This is a genomic window from Citrobacter sp. RHB21-C05, assembly GCF_013889015.1.
Taxonomy (GTDB): domain Bacteria; phylum Pseudomonadota; class Gammaproteobacteria; order Enterobacterales; family Enterobacteriaceae; genus Citrobacter_A; species Citrobacter_A sedlakii.
Genome location: NZ_CP057611.1, coordinates 776,494 through 797,480 on the forward strand (window position 1 = coordinate 776,494; position 20,987 = coordinate 797,480).

A 20,987-nucleotide genomic window follows, 5' to 3' on the forward strand; every position below is an offset into this window, starting at 1 on the left:
ATAGTAACACGTAGTTTTAGGAGGGATATGTTTCAGTAGAAAAAGTGTGATGTACTTTGGAAATTGAATGCCAACCCATTTACTGGGAAAGGCTGATGACACTGACGAATGCATGTTGAAGTACGCCAGAAATGGCCTTATCGGCTTTTCCCCTCGGGAGATTATTCTCCTTTTGTTAAATCCAGAACATAAATATGTTCACCCTCTTCGATGCCTGAAAAGTTGAAGCCAATCCTGATAAGTAATTTTATTGAAAGGGTATTTTCCGGATTCACACCGGCTTTGATGAGTGAAAAACCGTTCTCTTTTATCCAGTCGATCGTGGCGGTAATTGCTTCAATTGCATATCCCTGGCGAGCATAAGCGGGACTGATGGTATAGCCGAGCCAAAACACATCGCATTGCTGACGTAAATAGATATCACCAATCAAAACCTGCGTCAGCTTGTTGACAATGGCCAATTGAATACCGCGAGCAAGTGTAAGAACTCCAAGCAACTCTGCTTCATAGTCCTCTTTTGTTAGCCCCTTAAATCCCTGATATTTCATCCACTCCGCATCATTGCGATACACCATAAAACTATCGATTTCGTGTGGCTGAAATGGCCGAATAATGCACCCTGGCGAAATTATCTGCATAAGACTTCCTTTTAAATGATTCATCTGCACCAGTCTCTGCGACCAAAAGAGTTACCGCCTGACGCTACGCCCGACGGCTACTCTCTGACTATGTCCGGTGCGTCGCCGCTTTCATACACAACACGAAAACTGTCAGTTTGATGTTCAACCCTCATCGGCATAGAACACAAACGCCAGCTTATTCCCGTCCGGATCGCGTACATAAGCACTATGGAATCCTTGTCCGTACTGCGGCCTGTGATCCGGCGCACCTTCATCCACACCTCCCAGACTTAGGGCAAGCGCATGCAACTGTCTGATATGTTGAACAGAGCGGGCGTTCAGCGCCACCATCGTGCCATTACCAACCCCGGCGGGCTGCCGATCAAAGGGCATGCCAACGCAGAGTCCGATGGTATGGTTATTGCTGAACGTCCCCCAGGATGCGCCTTCTTCATTACGGCCTGCCTTTGGATGTCCAAGCAATTCCATCAGCGGATCGTAGAACCTTATGGCGCGCCCTAGATCGTTAGTACCCAGCATCACGTAAGAAAACATAAACTCTCCTTACTCACTTTTGTATTTTTGTTGCAGACAGCCTGCCGGTGATACTGACTGGCTCTGATGCTGCCCACGCAGTTTAAGCAGGCGGGCAACTGATATGATGACGGCTATACCGGCCAGCAGAGCCGCGCCGTGGAAAGCAATCCTGCCGCCGGCATGGAAGTAAACCCAGCGGGTTATTTCAATGCTAAGGGCAATTATGCCAAGCGCCAGAATATTCAGCGTGGCAGAAACGGTGCCTTTTGGCAGGTTATGAGAAAAGAGCGTGAAGCGAAACAGCACCGGATAGAGCAGTCCAATACCCAGGGCATAAAAGCTCGTTCCCACTACTGACCATAGCCAGACGTGTGGCCATAGCAGGTTGCCGGCCAGCAAAGCCAGCAAGCCAGCAAACTGTATCGGGACAGTACCCCAGATAAAACGCGGTGACGTCGGGTCTTTGATAACATTCGCTACAATCACACTGGCGATAATGATCCCACTAAACACGGGCACCTGTGTCCAGGCATAGCTACCGGGAGACATACCCCCGTGCTCAATCAGGATCACGGGGGAGAGCGCCACCCAGGTGATGATAGGCAGGTTACCAAAAGCGACTGCCAGTGAGCCGGTCAGCACCACTGGATGGCGAAATGCCGCGATGAAATCTGACAGCACTTCACCCGGTTTGAATTCTCTTCCCTGAGATATAACTGTTTCCGGCATTTTGAACAGTAGTAAGAACCATGCTACCAGACCAAACACACCGATGATGGCAAAGAGCAGTTTCCAGTGTATGAACGCCATCAGCGCAGCGCCGGCCACCGGCCCGATAACCGGGGCGAGCAGAACAATAGAGGTCAGCGCAGCCATGATCCTGATGGAATCCTTTTCATCAAAGGCCTCCTGTATTGATACATAACCCACGGTGGAGATGAAGCAGATACTGGTTCCCTGTATAAAACGGGCAATAAAATACTGTTCGATCGAGGTGACAAACAGCATGCTCAGGCATGCCAGGGCAAAGATCATTGCACCCGTGAGCAGGACGGGGCGGCGGCCAACCCGGTCGGAGAGAGGACCCAGGAGCCACTGGAGCGCCAGTCCGCCTGCCATATACAAACTGACTGATACTGGAGCCAGCGTAACATCCGCCTGTAACTCATTTATAATGTTAATGACGCCCGGCTGAATAAGGTCCGTTGTCAGGTAAGCTGAAAAATCGTATATGATCATCGCCAGTGGAAATAATAGTACGCTGCCATACCTGCTAAGGCGTCCCGAAAATGGCGTCATAAACGGGTTCTCCGTTTTTTATTATTGAATGGTTATTTATCAACTTAGATCGTGCAGTTCCTTATCCATTGCAGGAGTCAGTCTGAGATCAAGAAATGCTACCTCCAACCCCTTGCGCTGAGGTGTACAACACATGATGCCCGTTTTGACAGGGCCCGTAGGGAAATGGCTTAAGCGAAGTAATGGCCAGTGCTGTCCATCTGAGGAGTACTGCAGTCGTAACGCATCTTTTTTACGGGTCAGACGCAGCCAGAATTCCTTCGGATCCCCAGGAAAGAGTCCTGTAGCCCAGTCGGAATTTCTCATCGTGAGTACACTCCCGATTGCAGGTGCTCCATCGTTAAATTCGATGCCAGCTTTGAGCCAGTGCTGTTCGTCAGAGAGCATTATAATTCCGGCCTGGTCATAGAGTGTGGTGAAGTTTGCGCGGATCCTGACCTGAAAAGTAAAATCACCTGTTACATCAGTAGCGTAGATGTGGCCGGTAAAACGCTCAAACCCGTACCAGGTACGGCACCAGAAATCAGTATGCTCATCAGTGATTACCGACAGGGCGTTATTTTCGTAGCACCATACGGCGGGCTCATTGATCCATTCAAACTTGCAACTCATCATTGTTCTCCTGTCATGCGGAATGCAGCATAACGATAGTTTAAAATGTCAGTTCCATTTCAAACTGGCATAACGGTTCAGCCTGATAACCCGCCGCAGTAAATAATGGTGCCAGCGTTTCTGGGATCGCGGCTGATGTACCTATGCCAGGCCATCTGGCATTGATTTTCTGAAGCATTCTTTTAGCCCGTCCCTGGTAACGATACACCGGTTCCACAAACAAACAGCGGAGCTGAGGTTGTCCCATGAACTCCGCGACAGCACACCATGCATGTTCGTTATCCCTGAGGATGTCGCAGGGAATAGACAAGAGCTGCAGGGGGCTGGCCAGCCAGGGAAGATCATCATCTGGTGCAGACCAGACGGTACGCAGGAAGTCATCAGCAGACTTGGATTCCATATCCCCTGAAGGTATTTCCAGACGAGACTGTGGATCTCCCCGGTATTTGCACAGATGTCGGCGAACCTGAAAACCGAGCGCGTGATAGAGAGCGATGGCCCGGGTATTTTTGCGCATCACTTCCAGCCTCACGCTGGATAACTTTTTCTCTTTTAAGGAGGTAAACAGAGGAGTAAGCATCTGTTTTGCCAGTCCCTGGCTCCGGTACTCGGGCAACACACCAAATGCTGCCAGACGCGCTTTGTCCATTCTGCGGGTTACGATGGCTATTGCCGCCGGGTTATCATTGACCAGCCAGACAAACGAGTCTTCAAGGCTGAGTCCTTCGGAAATGAAACGTGAGGCAAACATTTCCGGTGGCAACGCAAACGGTGTCAATGGTTCATTAAAGCTGTCTGCAAGAATACGGCACAGCTCAGTAATGCTGCATTCAAGGGCTGATACCGGTATAACGGTCATAGATAAAGCTCTCCATTGCGGTTACCGGGAGCTACAGGGGAAAATATGCTCCCTGTTTTCTCAGACAGTGAAGCTGATTTCTACAGAGCGGGCACTGCGATCGCCCTCACCATGGTAAACAGCTTCGATGTTGTTACCGTCCGGATCCAGAACAAAAGCGGCATAGTATCCGGGATGATAGGTTCGTTCGGCAGGTGCGCCGTTATCACGTCCGCCATGATTTAGTGCTGCGTGGTAAAACGCGTTCACCGATTCACGGTCTGCGGCCTGAAAGGCCAGATGGTGCCGTCCTGTAGGCACTCCGCCAGACTCCGAACTTTTTACTGACGAAATGACCAGTTCGTCAGCCCAGATATAATCGTCATCGGTAATAACCATGGGGATCTTAAGTTCCGCCAGAACAGCAGTGTAAAACGCTTTGCTTGCGGCAAAGTCGTTTACCACGAGCTGGATATGGTCGATAAGTCTGCCACGATGCAGCGTATAGTTATCCATGGTTCATTTCCTTATTCAGATTCTGTCAGTCAGGTCTTTACCTGTGAAACTCAACAGTGGCACAACTCTACGTAATGATTGTGTTGTTGGAAAAAAATACATTAAGTTTTGTGCTCTGAACCCGACAGATATCAGAAAATCATTCCAGATTTGGTCTTTGTACAGGAATTGCTATTCCGTTATTCGCTTATGACCAGGCTCTCAATTGCCAGTTGTAATATAACGAGCAGGTATGAGATAAGAGCAAGCCATTTTAAGGGGCGTAGTTTACGTTCAGGTATAGAGAGCGTGTGGAGTATGGCATGACGCTTCATTTTATTGAGTGGCATGCTGCCTCCTGAAAAAGAGCCGCCTGCACAGGCTGCTACACAATGAAAAAAGAATCATTCCACAAGCAAGGCACTTATGAGCAAGGTTAGTTGCCCTGGTGCTAACGTAACGGTTAAGGCGGTAAGAACAAGCCACTAGCGGCTAAACGTTTTCCTTCCGGGTTGACAGTTTCCTGCTTGAGAGCTGTTCGTTTGTTAGCCAGAACAGGTTAACGGATAAAAACAGTATATCCATATCAAATGAGGGGTTGTTTAGCATTTATTTAAACAATACTAATCGAATAATGCGCGCTCAAATAATAATCAATCCGGAACTATCCAGAAACGCTAATTGAATCGCCACGGGTTTAACAGACACCTCAGAGTCATTTAAGATGGCTTAAAGAGAGGTGCCCATGAGCGGTAAGCGTTATCCCGAAGAGTTTAAAATTGAAGCAGTCAAACAGGTTGTTGATCGCGGTTATTCTGTTGCCAGCGTTGCAACACGTCTCGATATCACCACCCACAGCCTTTACGCCTGGATAAAGAAGTACGGTCCAGATTCTTCCACTAATAAAGAAGAGTCAGATGCTCAGGCCGAGATCCGCCGTCTCCAGAAAGAGCTGAAGCGGGTTACCGACGAACGGGACATATTAAAAAAAGCCGCGGCGTACTTCGCAAAGCTGTCCGACTGAGGTACGCCTTTATCCGTGACAACACCTGTTGCTGGCCTGTTCGCCTGCTCTGTCGGGTGCTGGATGTTCATCCCAGTGGTTTTTACGCCTGGCTTCAGCAGCCGCATTCACAACGCCATCAGGCAGACCTGAGGCTGACAGGGCAGATTAAACAGTTCTGGCTGGAATCGGGATGCGTCTATGGTTATCGCAAAATCCATTTGGATCTGCGGGACAGCGGGCAACAGTGCGGAGTGAACAGAGTCTGGCGACTGATGAAACGTGTCGGGATAAAGGCTCAGGTCGGATACCGGAGCCCGCGGGCACGTAAAGGCGAGGCCAGTATCGTGTCGCCCAACAGGCTCCAGCGACAGTTCAATCCGGATGCTCCGGATGAGAGTTGGGTAACGGACATAACCTACATCAGGACCCACGAAGGCTGGCTGTATCTTGCCGTGGTTGTTGATCTGTTCTCACGCAAAATTATCGGCTGGTCCATACAATCCCGGATGACAAAGGACATTGTCCTGAACGCACTGCTGATGGCTGTATGGCGGCGTAATCCCCAAAAACAGGTGCTGGTTCATTCGGATCAGGGCAGTCAGTACACAAGCCATGAGTGGCAGTCGTTCCTGAAATCACACGGCCTGGAGGGCAGCATGAGCCGTCGCGGTAACTGCCATGATAATGCGGTTGCAGAAAGCTTTTTCCAGTTGTTGAAACGTGAACGGATAAAGAAAAAAATCTACGGAACGCGGGAAGAAGCCCGCAGCGATATTTTTGATTACATCGAAATGTTTTATAACAGTAAGCGTCGGCATGGTTCTAGCGAACAGATGTCACCGACAGAATATGAAAACCAGTATTATCAACGGCTCGGAAGTGTCTAGATTATCCGTGGCGATTCAAATTCTGGTTACGTCTGTATTACGCCGGAATTACTGAAAGTCATCCCTCTGGCCTGGGAAAGAATGAATGAGACCGACACAGTGCGGCAACCCGATTCTGATGGCTGCACTGAAATCTTATCCGGCATCCCGAATGCCAGGGTCGAATTCGATGCGGGAGAGCAGGTACTGGATATTACGTTGCCGCAAAAATATGTTCATCGCTCTGCGCGTGGTTCCGTGAACCCGGAGCTCTGGGATAGCGGTATACCTGCAGCATTTCTCAGCTACGGGCTGAACGCCTGGACAAGTCAGTCCAGTCATTATGATTATAAATCGATGTTTGCCTCGCTGAATACCGGATTTAATCTTGGCGCATGGTATTTCCGTCATAATGGCTCCTATTCCTGGTTAGATGACGGAAAGAAGGATTATCAGTCTCTGAACACGTATGCTCAGCGGGATATTCCATTTATCAAAGGCCGCTTGCTTGTCGGCCAGTCTAATACCACAGGCAGGGTTTTTGACTCCCTGCCATTTTCCGGTATGCAAATTGCCAGCGATGAGCGCATGTATCCAACTTCGCAGCGGGGCTATGCGCCTGAAATCAGGGGGATGGCCAGAACGAACGCCAAAGTCACTGTACGCCAGAATAACGCCATCATTTATGAGACAACTGTCTCCCCGGGTGAATTCGTCATTAACGATCTTTATCCGACGGGGTTTGGTGGCGACCTGGCCGTGACCGTTCGGGAAGCAGATGGCAATGAAAACTTTTTTCTGGTCCCGTATACCGCGATGCCGCAGTTGATTAGACCGGGGTCGTACCGCTATTCCTTTACGGCAGGTAAATTACGCCAGCTTAACCTTAGAGATAAACCGGAGTTTTATGAGGCAACCTGGCAGCATGGCCTGTCAAATTACCTGACGGGCTATACTGGCTGGCAACAAAGCGACGGTTATTATGCCGCTCAGGCCGGTATGGCAATAGGAACCCAAGCCGGGGCGATTTCTCTGGATATCACCCAGTCGCATGCTTCTTTCTCAGGAAATCCGAACGGCCAGGAATATGGCCATAAAACGTCATCCGGACAGAGCTACCGACTCAGCTATTCAAAATTTATCCCCCGGTCGGGCACCAATCTGACGCTGGCAACCTATCGTTTTTCAACGCAGGGCTATTACGATTTGGCAACAGCCATGATGACAAAAGATATGCTGGCGCGTGGTTACGATGAACAGCGTCTGAAACGTTCTAAAAGCCGCTATACCCTGACTGCCAGCCAGTCTCTTCCAGAAGGCCTGGGACAGTTCTATGCAAGTGCGTCATTACAGAATTACTGGAACAGTAAGGATACCGATAAACAATTCCAGGTCGGTTACAGTAATAGCTGGAATTCCGTCACTTACGGATTAAATGTCAACCGGACATACACCTGGTACGGCAAAAGTGATACCAGCTGGCTTCTGTCCCTGAGCTTCTCCTTGGGTACTGCCGGAGATACACATGTTCCATCCGCGCGTCTGGAAACAGGGCGCAACAATGATGGATCCTGGTCTGAGGCGGCCTCCCTGTCCGGAAGTGCCGGCGAAGACAACCAGTACAGCTATGGGGTAACAGCCCGCAATACCAGCGGCGCAACCGGCAGCAGTCTGTATGTTAACGGGCAGTGGCGAACACCGTATACGTACCTTAATGGCAGCAGCAGCGTTGGTAATCACTATCAGAGCCAGTCATTTGGTGCGAATGGGTCCGTGCTTCTGCATTCCGGTGGCGCAACCCTCAGCCCTTACACCTCAGATACCTGGGCGTTGATTGAAGCCAGAGGAGCCAAAGGCGCCCGGGTTTCCTCTTACCCTGGTATCAGCATTGATAATGCCGGGTATGCAGCGGTGCCTTATCTGAATGCGTATGAAATGAATGAAGTGGCCATCGATCCAAAGAATGCGACGAACAATGTCGGTTTTGATAGCACGTCACGTAAGGTGGCCCCCTACGCCGGTGCTATTGTAAAGGTTAAATATAATACGCAAACAGGGGTCCCCGTACTGATTTCTGCCCGATGGAAAGGACAACCAGTCCCCTTCGGCGCTGATGTCAGCAATGAGAAAGGTAATTATATTGCGACTGTCGGCCAGGCCGGGCAGATATTTGTTCGTCTTGAGCCAGGGACTCATATTCTCAAACTGAAGGCCGGTAATCAGGGGGAGTGCAAAATGAAAGTCATCGTTTCCGAAGAAGATTCAGCAATTAATATGAAGAAAGAGGTCCTGGAATGTTACTGAATGCGGTAGGGTTTCTGTCACGCAGTAGCATGAGAATGTTACTCGCTATTTCATTGTTCATCATGACGCATTTCCCGTCGGTGGCTTTAGCTGCACCTGTTTGTGACGACACGAATATTGGCCACAAGGAGATAGTATTACCTGGAGGTAGTGTTTCACCCGGTGTTGACCTATCCTCGTTGACCACTGTGATAGCCTCTTATTACACTATAATTTCAAATTACAATTATCAGTGTCATGTAACTGCTGGAGATCTTGCAACTTATACGCTATATGTTTTTCTTGAACCATTGAGTTCATATGGTAGTTCTTATAATTTGAATATAGGGGTTAATCCAGCTTACAGTGTCGTTGCAATGAATGCTCCGGCATTTGGAGTCGGATTCACTAATTCTCTTTCTTCTCCACCAGGCATGGCGGTGACTACAGTTCATTATGTAACAATTTCCGGCCTCGCTGGATCTCCTGCCGGTGGTAATGGTTCTGCCAATGGTACTGGTGTATTTTATATAGCATTAGTTAACGGTTCCCTCTTACAGCCAGGCGTTTTATCGGGGAGTGACCTGCCCACCTTCGGCATATACGGCATGATTTATAAGAGTGATGGAACACTCTATGACGGAAAGAAAATAACGATGGGGTCTGTATCTTTTAGCGGCTCAGTGAATGTTATTCCGTTTACATGCCAGACACCTGATGTGGTCGTGCCGATGGGAAACTATAAAACGACGGATTTCACCGGTGTGGGAAGTACCAGTCAATGGGTGGATTTCAACATTGAATTAGATAATTGCCCGGGGAATTATCCAGGATATTTTCAGGCTAAAAACCAAATGAGTTTATTGGTTAATCCCGTTTATGGCAATCCTACCCCTGATTCATTCAGTCTCAAATCAGGTACTGGCAGTGCAACGGGGATAGATATGCAGGTCCGAAAGCAAAATGATACCAGCTTGGTAACAATGGGAACAGGTTTTGACCCTCTTGGCCCCGTAACCGGAAATACGGGAGTGACGCAATTACGCATCCCTCTGCAGGCCAGATATATCCAATCAGGCGGGCGGGTGACTCCTGGGGTGGCGGAGTCGGCGCTGACATTCACTATCAATTATTACTAACGTAAATTTATTAACATAAGATACGCAGTCGCTCATAGACTGGCACAACTGCTCATGGGTAAACTCTCGAAAAGGTACCGCCGGAGGTCAGTAAATTCCTGAAGTAAAAGATGAAATGGCAAGCGGCACTGCAACAACGTGACGTTGAAAAACTTCAGTTGCGTCAAGCCTGACGGCTGTAGAAATGTTTCCTTCTCGACGTCAGGCGCGCCGTGAACAGTGCCATAGCCTTTTGAAGGCGCGCCAGCGCTTCAGCTTGTCCCGCCAACTGGCGTTTAAAACGGATATTTTTAGCGGCGAGTTCATTTTCGCGATCACAGGATGAGGCCGTTGCTGCGCCAGTCATAGGGCTGCGATTTATACAGACTGTTCTCGCGGGCTGCTGCAATACAAAGCGCTCATTGCTCCCGTATTGTTTTTCATCTCAACGGAAAGATTGCCGCACGAACCGGTTGGCTTAAGCTGCGAATCGCAAATGGTCAAGCAGGCACGATAATCTCATGGATGATATAAACGCTGACGACGATGGAACTGGTGGGGGTACCGTTGCTGATGGGCATATACACGCGCTCTGGTCACATTACTGGGGTATCCGCTGAGGGCATAATGAAGGTAATAGTGTTACCGGCAATACGGGTGCTTTCAACTGCTATTGCTGTGCAAGAAAATATCAAAGTAGCTGCAATGACTGTTTTATCGTCCCGTTTTTCAAAATCAGTTGTGCGGTCTGTATGGTAGCGAAAATGCTATGTAGAACAACACATTGCATTATGCTGTTGGTTCGGATTATAAAAATAAAGAAAGTGAACGCGAAGGATAAATCTTGTGGGAGATGAAGGGCGCGGATTTGTCGCACGCAAAAAAGCGCACGCTTGCGGAATAACGTGCGCCTTGTATTGGGTCTGACAACGGAGTAGCGGCAGAATATCAACTTACCTGCCTGCACCTGCTCCGGGAGTCGGTACGGTCATCGCTTACTTGCGAAGAAAAGCCAAAATATCAGCATTAATGACATCCGCATGGGTGGTGTGCATCCCGTGTGGATAGCCCGGATAAATACGCAGTTCACTGTTGCTCAACAATTTATCCTGCATAAGTGCGGCGGTCTTATAGGGCACAACCTGGTCGTCATCGCCCTGCATCACCAGTACCGGAAGCGTGATGGCTTTGAGGTCTTCCGTTTGGTCTGTTTCAGAGAATGCCTTGATGCCTTCGTAATGGGCTTTTGCGCTTCCCATCATGCCCTGGCGCCACCAGTTCTGAATAGTGCCCTGGGAAATGTCAGCCCCTTCACGGTTGAAGCCGTAAAAAGGACCGGAGGCCACATCAAGATAGAACTGAGCACGATTCGCGGCCAGCGCTTTACGGAATCCGTCGAATACTTCTACAGGCGTACCCTCCGGGTTCGCCGCTGTTTTTACCATTAACGGCGGTACCGCACTGATCAGCACCGCTTTCGCCACGCGTCCCTGGGGTTGTCCGAAGCGCGCGACATAGCGGGCAACCTGCCCGCCGCCGGTTGAGTGACCGATATGAATCGCATTTTTCAGATCCAGATGTTCAACAACGGCATTAACATCAGCAGCATAATGATCCATATCATGCCCTTCACTGACCTGATCTGATCGACCATGACCGCGGCGGTCAATGGCAATGACGCGGTAACCTTGTCCCAGGAAGAACAACATCTGATTATCCCAGTCATCGGCGCTAAGTGGCCAACCGTGATGAAACACGATGGGCTGGGCTGTTTTATCTCCCCAATCTTTATAAAAGATCTTTACACTGTCGTCTGTCGTTACAAATGCCATGAGGTCACTCCTGTAGTGATATTCCACAAGATTATAGGACACAGCCCATAATCCGACAGGCAGGCTTTATCGATTCACCGTCTGTCTCTAACGGGGAAAACGCTACGCCCCAATCGCCAGGCTGTACAATAGGAGATGTCAATAGAACGGATAAGCGACACCGTGCAGTAACCCCTGGTGTTTTGCGTGATAATAACGGGTAACTGTCTGTTTACTCAGTAAGATAACGGCGAGAGTCGGCATTCAGCTTATGACGGTGATTGCCGCGCAGAGGCATACGGTTACGAAAAGAAAGCTTGTGGAGAGGAGAGAAACGGAGAGCCTGTGGCGTTTATTTTTGCTAAAGCAACAGAAAATATTACCCCTTGAAAATACAAGGGGCAACAGATTAATTATAGTTATTTGATATTTTTCGTACTTTATTGGTTTTTTATACGCTAAGTGCTTCTAACATTCTGTACCCGGGACGCTAAATGTAAGATAATCCCGTGTGGATTTATCCCTGGTGTTGCGTTGGTCTTTGACCCCCTGACCAGTTAGCATTGCGAGTGCTGTTGGTCAGGTATTTTTTAAGTATAAGGAAGACCCGACATAAAAAAAAGCTGTCCTAAAAGACAGGGGATAATAATTTCAGTGTGTGATTATCAGGAATAACTGGATGAACTCTGTTGTTGAGTTTTTTTTGCATGATTACGATGAATTGCCGCCAGGATTTGCCTCCGAACTCTACCGGCTCAGACGAAGAACATTTCGCGAGCGGCTCGACTGGAAAGTCGAATGCATTAACGGCATGGAAAAGGATCAATTTGACAACGAAAAAACGACTTACCTGCTGGGCATGCATGACGGGCAATTACTTTGCGGCGCGCGATTTATCGATGCGACCCAGCCGACAATGATCAGCGAAATATTCCATGATTACTTTGACGATATTAGTCTTCCTACCGATATTCCCTGCTGTGAAGTCAGCCGACTGTTTTTAGATAAAGAACGACGCGACAACGGAAATTTGCGCAGTATGCCCACCAGTAAGGCGCTGTTTCTGGCAATGATCGTTTACTGTATGAAGAAACAATATCGGGGAATGTATGCTGTTGCCAGCCGCGGCATGTATGCCATTTTTCGTCATGCGAACTGGAAAGTAGAGGTTATTCAGAAGGGACTTTCTGAGAAAGGGGAAACAATCTATTATATTTTTATGCCTGCCAGCGTAAGCGCCGTGGAAGACATCATTCGCAAAGACAAGAACAGCGACTGGCTTCGTGAAATGCTCCAGCAACTGCTTCGTATATAACGGGCGCCGGGGCTCAGTTGTCGAGCAATCTGAGCTCCATCCCCAGTTTTACCGCATGTCTGGCGTTGTTCACCCCGAGTTTTTTCATTGCGTTGCTCATATGGAATTTCACGGTGCGTTCCGTAATGGACAAAATAACCGACACCTCGGCGTATGTTTTTCCGGCGCTAACCCATTTAAGAATTTGCCGTTCACGTGGTGACAAGAAAACGTTCTTTTTCTGATCCACTTTACTATAGAGATTGAGCGTCTTCTGATGCAACTGAATAAGAAAGTGCATAAAATGTGAACGATTTTTTTCCATGTCCACGCCGGAATCTTCCTGGCTGATGATGGATAACACCACCAGATTATTCAGGTAGTCATGCAGTGGAAATGTCTGCCCCTGGTAGATGTTATGTTCAGAACTTTCGTTGAAAATGCGCGTCAGGTTGTATCCGCCAGACAAGATGACCTTGTTCTCCCAAAAGAAATCTTCCACACAGCGTAAAGCCCGAATAATAACAGGGTCTATGAACTGATATTTTCTTTCCAGGTAGATGTCGAACCATGTCGGATTATTATTAATTATCCGCATCTGTGAAGGGTCTTTCTTGTTCATTATCGCGTAGGCGTAGATGATACCGTTGTAGTCCTCAAAGAACTTATTCAGCTCATTCTGGATTAACGCATTGATCCTTGTATCGTTGTAATACGTATCCTTCACGTCAGTTACTGCCTCTGGGATGAATGGGTGGATAAGTATAGTCTGCTTTGTTAGCCTTCAAAAAGATAGAGAATGCATCAATATTGTTTATCTCGCCTCTTTGCCCAAGACAAAATCGCTTTGCGGTCTGAGAGGCCAGGGAATATTCTCAGTTGACATGATGGCGGTGCAGTGAAAACCACACCGCCTGTTTCATGTTATCGGGCAATCAGAGCGAACACGCCCCAGCCAAAATATTCCCGGCTATAGGTGACATGACGCTTAGGGGCGACAGACAGTTCCGCCCGGACCTCCTGCGCGAAATCATCATGGGGGTTTTCCGCCAGCCAGCGACGCAGGGTCAGCCACTTCGCGGCTTCGTACCTGTCCCAGCCTTCCTGGTCCGCCAGCACCATTTCCACAATGTCGTACCCTCTTGCGTCGAAAGAGGCGACAAGGTCGGGCAGGGTGAGGAGATCGGCCACGCTGCCCACGCCGCAGGCGACAGCCACCTCGTCCGATACAGGGTCCTTACGCCAGTAGGGTTCGCCAATGAGCATGATCCCGCCGGGCTTGAGACTTTTTGCCAGCAGGTCAATCGTCCCGGCGACACCGCCCGCGATCCAGGTGGCGCCGACACAGGCCGCCACATCGCATTTTTCGTCGGCAACGTAACCGGATGCGTCGTTATGAATAAATTTCACGCTCTCGCTGACGCCAAGTTCCGCTGCGCGCAGCTTTGCCTGTGCGGTGAAGAGTGGGCTCATGTCAATGCCGAGGCCGGTAATGCCATGATCACGCGCCCAGGTACAGAGCATCTCGCCTGAACCGCTGCCGAGATCGAGAATGTGCGTGCCCGCAGTCATACGTAATACGCGACCTAACGTGGCGTACTTTTCTGCTGTAAACGGATTATGAATGCGATGCTCGCTTTCGCTAATCGTAAAAATACGTGGGATATCCATTAGTTAATTCCTTGTATGTCATGCGTATTCGGTGAAACGTTCGCCGTCGCGTGTGCTTTTTCTGCCAGCAACGCAAAAAGTTTGTCCGCGAAGGTCTCGCTGACTGGCCAGTCGGCGCCGGCAGGTCGCTGAAGCACGTTCAAACCTGCGTCAGCAAGCAGGCTGAAGTACTCCTCATCACGCCAGGCCTTCATTTGATTACCGAAACGGGTCGTCCGACCTGTTTCTTCAATTGCCCAGAACAGGGTTGAGCTGGTCCGTGTCTCTTCATCCCAGTCATTTTCTGTCAACAGAAGATGAGGATCGGCAAGAAACAGTCCCTGCGGGCAACGCTGCCAGCTTGCAGGGGCCATGCCCTGACGTTTCACCTCATCGAAGGTGTGTACTTCCACGAGGAGTTTTCCGCCCGGCGTAAGCCATCGCGCGCACTGACCGATGAGGTGGGTTGCGTCTGCGGCATTAAAGACATTCAGTTCCCCAAACGTCATCATGATGAAATCGAACGATTCTTGCGGGCGATATGTCCGGACATCCTGCTGAACATAATCAATCTTCAGCCCCGCGGCCTGCGCCTGTTGACGAGCCCATTCGATAGAAGCCGGCGAGAAATCCACGCCGGTACAGCTAAAGCCGCGTTCGGCCAGCAAACGGGTGTAAAAACCGGGGCCGCAACCGAGGTCCAGAATGCGTGCGCCTGAGGGGAGCTGACGGGCAATCCACGCAACCTGTTGTTCAATCACCGACAGTCTGCGGCTGGCCCAGTCATGTTCCTGGGACAGATGGTTTTCCAGCATGCGCTGGCTAAAGGCGGGTTCATCCCAGGGGATTTTGCCTTCATCAGGTGAAAGTCGAATGCGTCCTGAAGCGACAATAACAGCGCTGATATTCATCATCCTCTCCTTAGCGATTATCAGGCTGGGCGCGAACGTGGTTCAGCCCGGTGGTGTTGATGCGGTAAGGCTGACCGTTGACGGACTTGATCAGCTTTTTGGTTTTGAGTTTTTTGAAGACGGCGAGCGTACAGTCGGCGAGCAACAACCCTTCGCGGCTGTAGCATTCAACAGAGGTAACGCGGCCAGAAGTATCGCGGACGTGCGTAATACGTCCACCTTTAGCGAGAACGTGTAGGGTACGTTGTTCCTGACGGGATAAATTCATACTGGAAAACCTGTTTAATCATCATGTGCAAAACGTGCAAACACACAGCGGTGTCCGCATTCGATTTCGGCGCATTGATAATCAGTCCGGCCTGAAAGGTCGGGGAGCTGATTATCAGATGATTACATTCTCCAGCATCAAAGCCTCGGGTGACGTTGAAAGGTATTTACGGAGTGAATGTTAACACAGGTTTTTTGTGCGGCTATAGCGAATCCTTTAAAGTGTGATCTCAGTGCGAAACCGCTCAGGCGTTAGCCTGTGCAAACATGTCATTCGCTCCAGGATCCCATGCGGTACCATCATGAATATTGATTGAACGCATATACCCGATGATGACCGCTTTGCTAGTCTCGGCGTATCGCTTTGCCAAAGACAGGGAGTGGCATTGGACATCTTTTTTTAACCCGCTGAAAAATATCAAATAAATATTTTTCGTACACAAAGACATGGTTCGTTCAATACGGATCCGAATTTGTACGGGTTAAAAAAGGTACGTTATGAAAGTTACATGGACTGTCACTCCTGTTGGGCACCAGCGCATTGCAAAACGCTGCCCGTCATGCAACATCAAACGAGAGTTCACGCCCGCCGGGGCATTCAGAATCAATTCGCAAAAAAAGAGACTGGACGTCTGGATTATTTATAAATGTACGCATTGCGAATGTACGTGGAATATCGCTCTGTTCTCGCGGCTCAATGTCAACAAATTAGATCCTGAGCTTTATCGCCGTTTCCTGCTCAATGATGCGGATACGGTTGAAAACTTTGCGCATAACAAAGCGATTCTGAAGCGGAACAATGCGAGGCTGTCGGGCAAACCTGATTTTCATATACAGGAGCAGTGGCCGGTCAGTATTTTCCCTCGACAATGGGTCAGCGTTTGTATCCGGATCCCCCGTGCTTTTCAGGTTAACTTGCTGGCCATCCTGAAAAAGCAGCTCATGCTGAGTTCAGCAGAAATTTATAAGCGAGTCGATTCAGGAGAGATAAACGGGGTGACGAAGAAGATGCTTAAATCAAGGAAGGGGGCATTGGCGGTTTATCACATACACATGCCTCTGGAAACGGTGTATGCCCGCCGCAGAATCGATTTGACGCGTCGTTAACAGACAGAAGCTCACCTTATGACAATCGTCGCCAGGATGACCCGCGCAGCGGATAGGCTGAAAAAGAGGTGGGCTTCATTAATATCATCATGAAAAGGCGGCTATCTCCTTTCGGAGATAGCTCAGCATCCATACTGATTTACGTTGTATTGCCATGAGCTTTCCTCACGCCGTTGATAGCGAAGAAAATCGGCAAAAGGCACTGGCGGCAGGAAGTAATAGCCTTGCAGAAAATGAATGTGATTGTTGACCAGCCAGCGGTGTTGGTACTCATGCTCAACCCCTTCAGCGACCGTGCGTAAACCCAGAATGTTGGCAAGGTGAATGATTGACTCCAGCATCGGAACCCGCTGTTCGCCATCCTTAATATTATTGATAAATGTTTTATCAATTTTGATAATGTCCAGCTCCAGCTCGTTCAGATAGTAAAGATTCGCATAACCGGTGCCGAAGTCGTCGAGGGCGAACAGTACGCCGCGGTTTCGCAGAGAGCGGATGAGTTCTTTAATGGCCGGGGTAATATTCAACGCCTGGTCTTCAGTGATCTCAATCATCAGCTTTATGGGTAAATGTTGGGTTTGCTCCAGAAAATTGAGGCATTCCCAGTAGAAAACAGGGTTGCTTAAGCCGGAAGGACCAATATTAAAAGCGATAAGCAGCTCATTTTTGATGATTCTCTTTGCGGAGATCAGATTGCGGGCGACGGTCGCCATCAGATAGCTGGTCAATTCGAAGATCAGACCGCTGTTGATCGCTAAAGGAATAAACTCTTTTTGCGAAATAGCGTAGTGGTGCCCCTGTGGCCAGCGAGCCAGGATTTCCACACCGCACATATCGCCATTCTGATTAACGATCGGCTGGTAGTAGGGGATGATCTCTTCCTCCACAATAGCCATGCTCAGCCTGCTGGCGTTCAGTTCGTCATAATCAAGACATTGCGCGTTGCCCGGCGAGTCTGTGAAGCCGTTCAATAAGCCGTTTCGGGATAAAAAGATAACTGACTCATTGAAACAACGAAAACCCAGTCGGGCGTTAATTTTATCCCGATACCGGTACAGCGCTTTCGGACTCACAGCATTCGCGACGCAAAAATTATTCAATTCCCCTCGGCTAAAAGAGGCATTGAGCATTTCTTTTTCAAAATGCGTTAAGCGGAAATGGGCAACCGATAGATTTTCGAGACTAAAGGTGGATTCATGGCTCGCTAATGCCTTCTTATGTAATGCATTTATCACGCTATTCACACCCAGTTTCGCATCTATAGTGTCGACATTTTCATAACCGCGATGAAAGCAGTCATGCTTACTCATCTTTAGGACAATACTGTGTATGTGGTTAAATAAGCTGCTGTTTTGTTGGATCCACTTGTTGACGAAAAATAAAGGCAGTCTGTTGTCGATGATCAACAAACAGGACTGATATTGCGGTAAGTATTGCTGTCTTTCATTGGTTACTGACTGAACATCAACCAGTACTAAATTAGGTAACCAGGACTTAATTCCAGAAAAAAGACAGATGTCATAACTTAACAGGAAAATTTTTTTAGTATTCATAGCTATTACCAGCGTGAATTTATTGTATAGCGTCTACCTCGTCTTCCGGGAGAAAGTGATAAAACGCGAATTTTCTCTTTTTAATAAATACAAAGCAGCGATAGAGTCTGACTCTTATCAACAAAATCAGGGCGTTACGAAAATTACAGGCACAAATGAGATATAAAACTCAAAACATAAATTTTTCTTGAGTATAAAAAATATAACCCCTGTGTTTTAGTGTGTTTTAAAAGTTTTACCAAAAGTGCAGTTGACCATACAATTGACTTAAAAATACTCAAGGAGCTTCAGAAAAATCTATAAACTTTTTTTGTTAAAGGGAATGAAAATCATTGTTTAAAATTAACTATTCCGTTATAGAACTTACACACTCAGGTTAATTGCCATGAGATTTTTCATACTGATGCCGCGTAATAAGGGGTTATTACTGCGTCCTCTGGCAAGCCTTACCCACAGGATGATACCTGTTTAAGGCGACGATAAATTTTCTGTTATTTGCTCTCAGCTGAGCGCTGTTGAATGTTTCTCCTGGCAGGAGATAGCGCATTTCAGCCTCATCATCCGTCGAGTGGCAACCCTGATGAAGAATGATTTTAAAAAACGTGTTACCGGTATTTCTCAGTATCCCTCTCTGTTCATCAAGGTGATACTGGAAGTTAATTTTTCGTGGCCGAACGACAAGGATCGTATCAATTGCGACCGCGGGTATCGCTTCGCTCTTCTTGCCATGTTCGCGATCGGTTAACAGGGTAACAGGGAGCTCGCGAAACAGTATGCGGTAATAGCGCTCCGTTTCATCCGCAGGACCACGATAAAAGATCTTGAAGAACTCACCAGACTCGGGCGCCAGTGAGAAATTTAACGGCGTAAAAAGCAGTTCGCCATCGGCAATTGGGCTTCGCTTTTCGCCCCCGGGCCCCGGCTTGTCGATTTTCACCGCGCTAATGCTGTAAACGTTTTGTTTATCACTATCGTTGTAGATCCGCTTGCTGATAAAGGACTTATCGGCAGGCATTTCATAAATAGTCGACTCAAGATAAACAGCATGGACCGGAAAGACCATCAGCATGATTGCCAGCCACAGACCTCGTTTCCCTGTTTGAGCGCGTTTCATGGCGTTACGCCCAGCCAGTTTGCCGTGACTTTAATTTCACCGGTTGCGCTGACCACCCCTTCCCAGTCCGCCCCGGCAACGGTAAGCATTGAACGTGAATCATTCATGGGAAATAACAGTGTCAGACCGGTGGTAAAAAAACTGCCGTCATCAGTATTATTCACATCCCATGGTGTTTGTTGCCACTGTGCGTCGGCCATCGAAATCGGCGCTTCGTTACAGCTGTTACGCTTTTGTATTACCCCGCCCGACTCACTGTTGTATTGCAGGTAGGCGGGAACAGGGACAGAAAGCCCGTCCTGCGCCGACTGAAACAGGCAATACGGCACGCCATTGACCGTGGTGCTGTCGCCGATAACCTGCGCGGTAATGGTATCGGCCTGCCGCGGCCCGGAAACGGTAACGGTGTAATTCATTTCTATAGGATCTGCATCTCCAATCGTGCCGCTGCCCTGTGCCGATGTCGTGTTATCAGTGGAGGTAATGCTGATGCCATATTCTTTCGGTACGATATTGAGCTGTAACGAAGGCGTAAACTGGTAATAGCCAGACTCCGGCGTTAAGCTATTGTAAAAGCCAAACGTGAAGGGTTGGCTATTGGTTATGCTTAACCCTGAGTCGACAAGGCCTTTCAAAAACGTTTTCGACAGAAAAATATAGATATAGTCTCCGGAGGTCGTCAGCACATTGTAATAGGCGGTGGTTGCACTGTAGTTATACCAGTTTGAACCGTTACCTGAATACTTCACCGCTGATGCCGCAGGGGTAAAGCCCAGCATCGCCGAGTCGATATAGGCTCTGAACGTCAGCGACGCTGTGAGGTTCGATGTTTGCTGGAGATCATAGCTCACCATCTTACAAATTACGCCATCGACACTGCTCACCACACCCAGTTCACAATAGCCGGAGTCCTTCGTAATACTCGGCGTGCCATCACTGGCAATCCACAATTCCTGAAACGCGTTTGTCGACTCGAGCGATAAATGACCTATTTTATTAATGGTATAAGGCCGGATATACCAGTTACCGCTGCTTTGGTCTTTACAACGCGCACCGGCGGCATAGTCATAATCCACCGTGGTGCGACAAAAATTCAGTTTCAGCGTTTCCGACGCGCCGACAGTCATTGAGCGAAAATAGTCAAATGCTGAGTCAGTAAATGAAGCAAAACCATAGTATCCGCCAGCGATGCCCGCCCCGGTCGCTTTCGTATGGTAAAAGCCATATTGATCCGTTAAATCAGCCGCAATATAACCAGAAGAAGGGCAATTCGCGCCCGTTGTACAGCGAATGCCGTTAAAGGGTTCACTCACCGGCGAATCGTCAATCCACATATCCCGATAATAGCTGGTACTGCTGACCCAACCCACGATACCCATATAGCCAAGACTGACCTGGTTGTTACCGTATTTCACCCAGGTGTTTGAACCACTTATGCGCGGATCCAGCGAAGATGGCGTTATAAAATATTCGTTATCAATATTGTTTTCGATAAATAAAATATTGCTGCTCACCGCAGCCTGCGTTGATGCTGTTAATGCCCAGAGAGAAGGGGATACTGACGCCAGCGCGCAGCCAAGAATAAGGTGGAGTGTTTTGTTCATCA

The 20,987-nt window shown here is 48.6% G+C and carries 19 protein-coding genes and 1 pseudogene; 5 read left to right on the top strand and 15 right to left on the bottom strand.

Annotation, left to right across the window (positions count from 1 at the left end; genetic code table 11):
- Nucleotides 1–161: 161 nt before the first annotated feature.
- The 6 genes from HVX72_RS03720 to HVX72_RS03745 form a co-directional block, all read right to left on the bottom strand.
- On the bottom strand, nucleotides 162–662 hold the full coding sequence (locus HVX72_RS03720) for a GNAT family N-acetyltransferase (RefSeq protein ID WP_306779922.1): 501 nt from the start codon (nucleotides 660–662) through the stop codon (nucleotides 162–164).
- Nucleotides 663–782: 120 nt separating this feature from the next.
- Complete coding sequence (locus HVX72_RS03725) at nucleotides 783–1,175, bottom strand: VOC family protein (RefSeq protein ID WP_102005008.1); 393 nt, start codon at nucleotides 1,173–1,175, stop codon at nucleotides 783–785.
- A 9-nt stretch (nucleotides 1,176–1,184) separates the two neighbouring features.
- Entirely contained in the window at nucleotides 1,185–2,456 is a 1,272-nt protein-coding gene (locus HVX72_RS03730; RefSeq protein WP_090048402.1) for a multidrug efflux MFS transporter MdtM, read from the bottom strand.
- Nucleotides 2,457–2,495: 39 nt separating this feature from the next.
- A complete protein-coding gene (locus HVX72_RS03735; protein ID WP_001546972.1) occupies nucleotides 2,496–3,068 on the bottom strand; it encodes a DUF1349 domain-containing protein in 573 nt (190 codons plus the stop codon).
- Between the two features lie 40 nt (nucleotides 3,069–3,108).
- On the bottom strand, nucleotides 3,109–3,927 hold the full coding sequence (locus tag HVX72_RS03740) for a GNAT family N-acetyltransferase (protein ID WP_113976733.1): 819 nt from the start codon (nucleotides 3,925–3,927) through the stop codon (nucleotides 3,109–3,111).
- 60 nt (nucleotides 3,928–3,987) lie between these two features.
- On the bottom strand, nucleotides 3,988–4,422 hold the full coding sequence (locus tag HVX72_RS03745) for a VOC family protein (RefSeq protein WP_001756912.1): 435 nt from the start codon (nucleotides 4,420–4,422) through the stop codon (nucleotides 3,988–3,990).
- A 724-nt stretch (nucleotides 4,423–5,146) separates the two neighbouring features.
- Here HVX72_RS03745 and HVX72_RS03750 point away from each other — a divergent pair.
- The 3 genes from HVX72_RS03750 (at nucleotide 5,147) to HVX72_RS03760 (ending at nucleotide 9,695) form a co-directional block, all read left to right on the top strand.
- A protein-coding gene (locus HVX72_RS03750; protein ID WP_096755719.1) for an IS3 family transposase occupies nucleotides 5,147–6,294 on the top strand; the annotation gives its coding sequence in 2 pieces (ribosomal slippage) (nucleotides 5,147–5,384 and nucleotides 5,384–6,294; 1,149 coding nt in all).
- A gap of 3 nt (nucleotides 6,295–6,297) precedes the next feature.
- On the top strand, nucleotides 6,298–8,577 hold the full coding sequence (locus HVX72_RS03755; RefSeq protein ID WP_256436185.1) for a fimbria/pilus outer membrane usher protein: 2,280 nt from the start codon (nucleotides 6,298–6,300) through the stop codon (nucleotides 8,575–8,577).
- A 35-nt stretch (nucleotides 8,578–8,612) separates the two neighbouring features.
- Nucleotides 8,613–9,695: a fimbrial protein gene (locus tag HVX72_RS03760; protein WP_181822568.1), complete on the top strand. Its 1,083-nt coding sequence runs from the start codon at nucleotides 8,613–8,615 to the stop codon at nucleotides 9,693–9,695.
- 229 nt (nucleotides 9,696–9,924) lie between these two features.
- Here HVX72_RS03760 and HVX72_RS22135 read toward each other — a convergent pair.
- Both HVX72_RS22135 and HVX72_RS03765 read right to left on the bottom strand, forming a co-directional pair.
- Nucleotides 9,925–10,081: pseudogene (locus HVX72_RS22135) on the bottom strand (IS3 family transposase); the annotation flags it as partial.
- A gap of 588 nt (nucleotides 10,082–10,669) precedes the next feature.
- Nucleotides 10,670–11,506: an alpha/beta hydrolase gene (locus HVX72_RS03765; RefSeq protein ID WP_042292117.1), complete on the bottom strand. Its 837-nt coding sequence runs from the start codon at nucleotides 11,504–11,506 to the stop codon at nucleotides 10,670–10,672.
- Nucleotides 11,507–12,164: 658 nt separating this feature from the next.
- Here HVX72_RS03765 and HVX72_RS03770 point away from each other — a divergent pair.
- The gene (locus tag HVX72_RS03770) at nucleotides 12,165–12,800 is read left to right on the top strand and encodes an acyl-homoserine-lactone synthase (RefSeq protein WP_042292115.1); all 636 of its coding nucleotides are present in this window, start codon (nucleotides 12,165–12,167) and stop codon (nucleotides 12,798–12,800) included.
- 13 nt (nucleotides 12,801–12,813) lie between these two features.
- Here HVX72_RS03770 and HVX72_RS03775 read toward each other — a convergent pair whose 3' ends face one another.
- The 4 genes from HVX72_RS03775 to HVX72_RS03790 all read right to left on the bottom strand — a co-directional run bounded on the left by HVX72_RS03775 (nucleotide 12,814) and on the right by HVX72_RS03790 (nucleotide 15,608).
- Nucleotides 12,814–13,506 carry a LuxR family transcriptional regulator gene (locus HVX72_RS03775; RefSeq protein ID WP_181822569.1) on the bottom strand — a complete coding sequence of 231 codons (693 nt, stop codon included), beginning with the start codon at nucleotides 13,504–13,506 and terminating at the stop codon, nucleotides 12,814–12,816.
- A gap of 197 nt (nucleotides 13,507–13,703) precedes the next feature.
- Nucleotides 13,704–14,450, bottom strand: a complete 747-nt coding sequence (locus HVX72_RS03780) for a class I SAM-dependent methyltransferase (protein WP_060569465.1) — start codon at nucleotides 14,448–14,450, stop codon at nucleotides 13,704–13,706.
- A complete protein-coding gene (locus HVX72_RS03785) occupies nucleotides 14,450–15,343 on the bottom strand; it encodes a class I SAM-dependent methyltransferase (protein WP_249418869.1) in 894 nt (297 codons plus the stop codon). Before HVX72_RS03785 ends, HVX72_RS03780 begins: the two co-directional genes overlap by 1 nt.
- A gap of 7 nt (nucleotides 15,344–15,350) precedes the next feature.
- Nucleotides 15,351–15,608, bottom strand: a complete 258-nt coding sequence (locus HVX72_RS03790; protein ID WP_042292105.1) for a YjhX family toxin — start codon at nucleotides 15,606–15,608, stop codon at nucleotides 15,351–15,353.
- A 497-nt stretch (nucleotides 15,609–16,105) separates the two neighbouring features.
- On the opposite strand from HVX72_RS03790, the gene HVX72_RS03795 reads away from it, so the two are divergent.
- On the top strand, nucleotides 16,106–16,714 hold the full coding sequence (locus HVX72_RS03795; RefSeq protein ID WP_181822570.1) for a DUF1062 domain-containing protein: 609 nt from the start codon (nucleotides 16,106–16,108) through the stop codon (nucleotides 16,712–16,714).
- A gap of 122 nt (nucleotides 16,715–16,836) precedes the next feature.
- Here HVX72_RS03795 and HVX72_RS03800 read toward each other — a convergent pair whose 3' ends face one another.
- The 3 genes from HVX72_RS03800 to HVX72_RS03810 form a co-directional block, all read right to left on the bottom strand.
- Nucleotides 16,837–18,267 (bottom strand): EAL domain-containing protein, encoded by a 1,431-nt coding sequence (locus HVX72_RS03800; protein ID WP_181822571.1) that lies wholly within the window; start codon nucleotides 18,265–18,267, stop codon nucleotides 16,837–16,839.
- 424 nt (nucleotides 18,268–18,691) lie between these two features.
- The gene (locus HVX72_RS03805; RefSeq protein WP_220186090.1) at nucleotides 18,692–19,336 is read right to left on the bottom strand and encodes a molecular chaperone; all 645 of its coding nucleotides are present in this window, start codon (nucleotides 19,334–19,336) and stop codon (nucleotides 18,692–18,694) included.
- A gap of 41 nt (nucleotides 19,337–19,377) precedes the next feature.
- Nucleotides 19,378–20,985, bottom strand: a complete 1,608-nt coding sequence (locus HVX72_RS03810; protein ID WP_181822572.1) for a fimbrial protein — start codon at nucleotides 20,983–20,985, stop codon at nucleotides 19,378–19,380.
- Nucleotides 20,986–20,987: the final 2 nt, after the last annotated feature.

Coding starts and splice junctions, on each gene's coding strand:
- HVX72_RS03720 (WP_306779922.1), bottom strand. CDS start 662: ATGAATCATTTAAAAGGAAGTCTTATGCAGATAATTTCGCCAGGGTGC.
- HVX72_RS03725 (WP_102005008.1), bottom strand. CDS start 1,175: ATGTTTTCTTACGTGATGCTGGGTACTAACGATCTAGGGCGCGCCATA.
- HVX72_RS03730 (WP_090048402.1), bottom strand. CDS start 2,456: ATGACGCCATTTTCGGGACGCCTTAGCAGGTATGGCAGCGTACTATTA.
- HVX72_RS03735 (WP_001546972.1), bottom strand. CDS start 3,068: ATGAGTTGCAAGTTTGAATGGATCAATGAGCCCGCCGTATGGTGCTAC.
- HVX72_RS03740 (WP_113976733.1), bottom strand. CDS start 3,927: ATGACCGTTATACCGGTATCAGCCCTTGAATGCAGCATTACTGAGCTG.
- HVX72_RS03745 (WP_001756912.1), bottom strand. CDS start 4,422: ATGGATAACTATACGCTGCATCGTGGCAGACTTATCGACCATATCCAG.
- HVX72_RS03760 (WP_181822568.1), top strand. CDS start 8,613: ATGTTACTCGCTATTTCATTGTTCATCATGACGCATTTCCCGTCGGTG.
- HVX72_RS03765 (WP_042292117.1), bottom strand. CDS start 11,506: ATGGCATTTGTAACGACAGACGACAGTGTAAAGATCTTTTATAAAGAT.
- HVX72_RS03770 (WP_042292115.1), top strand. CDS start 12,165: ATGAACTCTGTTGTTGAGTTTTTTTTGCATGATTACGATGAATTGCCG.
- HVX72_RS03780 (WP_060569465.1), bottom strand. CDS start 14,450: ATGGATATCCCACGTATTTTTACGATTAGCGAAAGCGAGCATCGCATT.
- HVX72_RS03785 (WP_249418869.1), bottom strand. CDS start 15,343: ATGATGAATATCAGCGCTGTTATTGTCGCTTCAGGACGCATTCGACTT.
- HVX72_RS03790 (WP_042292105.1), bottom strand. CDS start 15,608: ATGAATTTATCCCGTCAGGAACAACGTACCCTACACGTTCTCGCTAAA.
- HVX72_RS03795 (WP_181822570.1), top strand. CDS start 16,106: ATGAAAGTTACATGGACTGTCACTCCTGTTGGGCACCAGCGCATTGCA.
- HVX72_RS03800 (WP_181822571.1), bottom strand. CDS start 18,267: ATGAATACTAAAAAAATTTTCCTGTTAAGTTATGACATCTGTCTTTTT.
- HVX72_RS03805 (WP_220186090.1), bottom strand. CDS start 19,336: ATGCTGATGGTCTTTCCGGTCCATGCTGTTTATCTTGAGTCGACTATT.
- HVX72_RS03810 (WP_181822572.1), bottom strand. CDS start 20,985: ATGAACAAAACACTCCACCTTATTCTTGGCTGCGCGCTGGCGTCAGTA.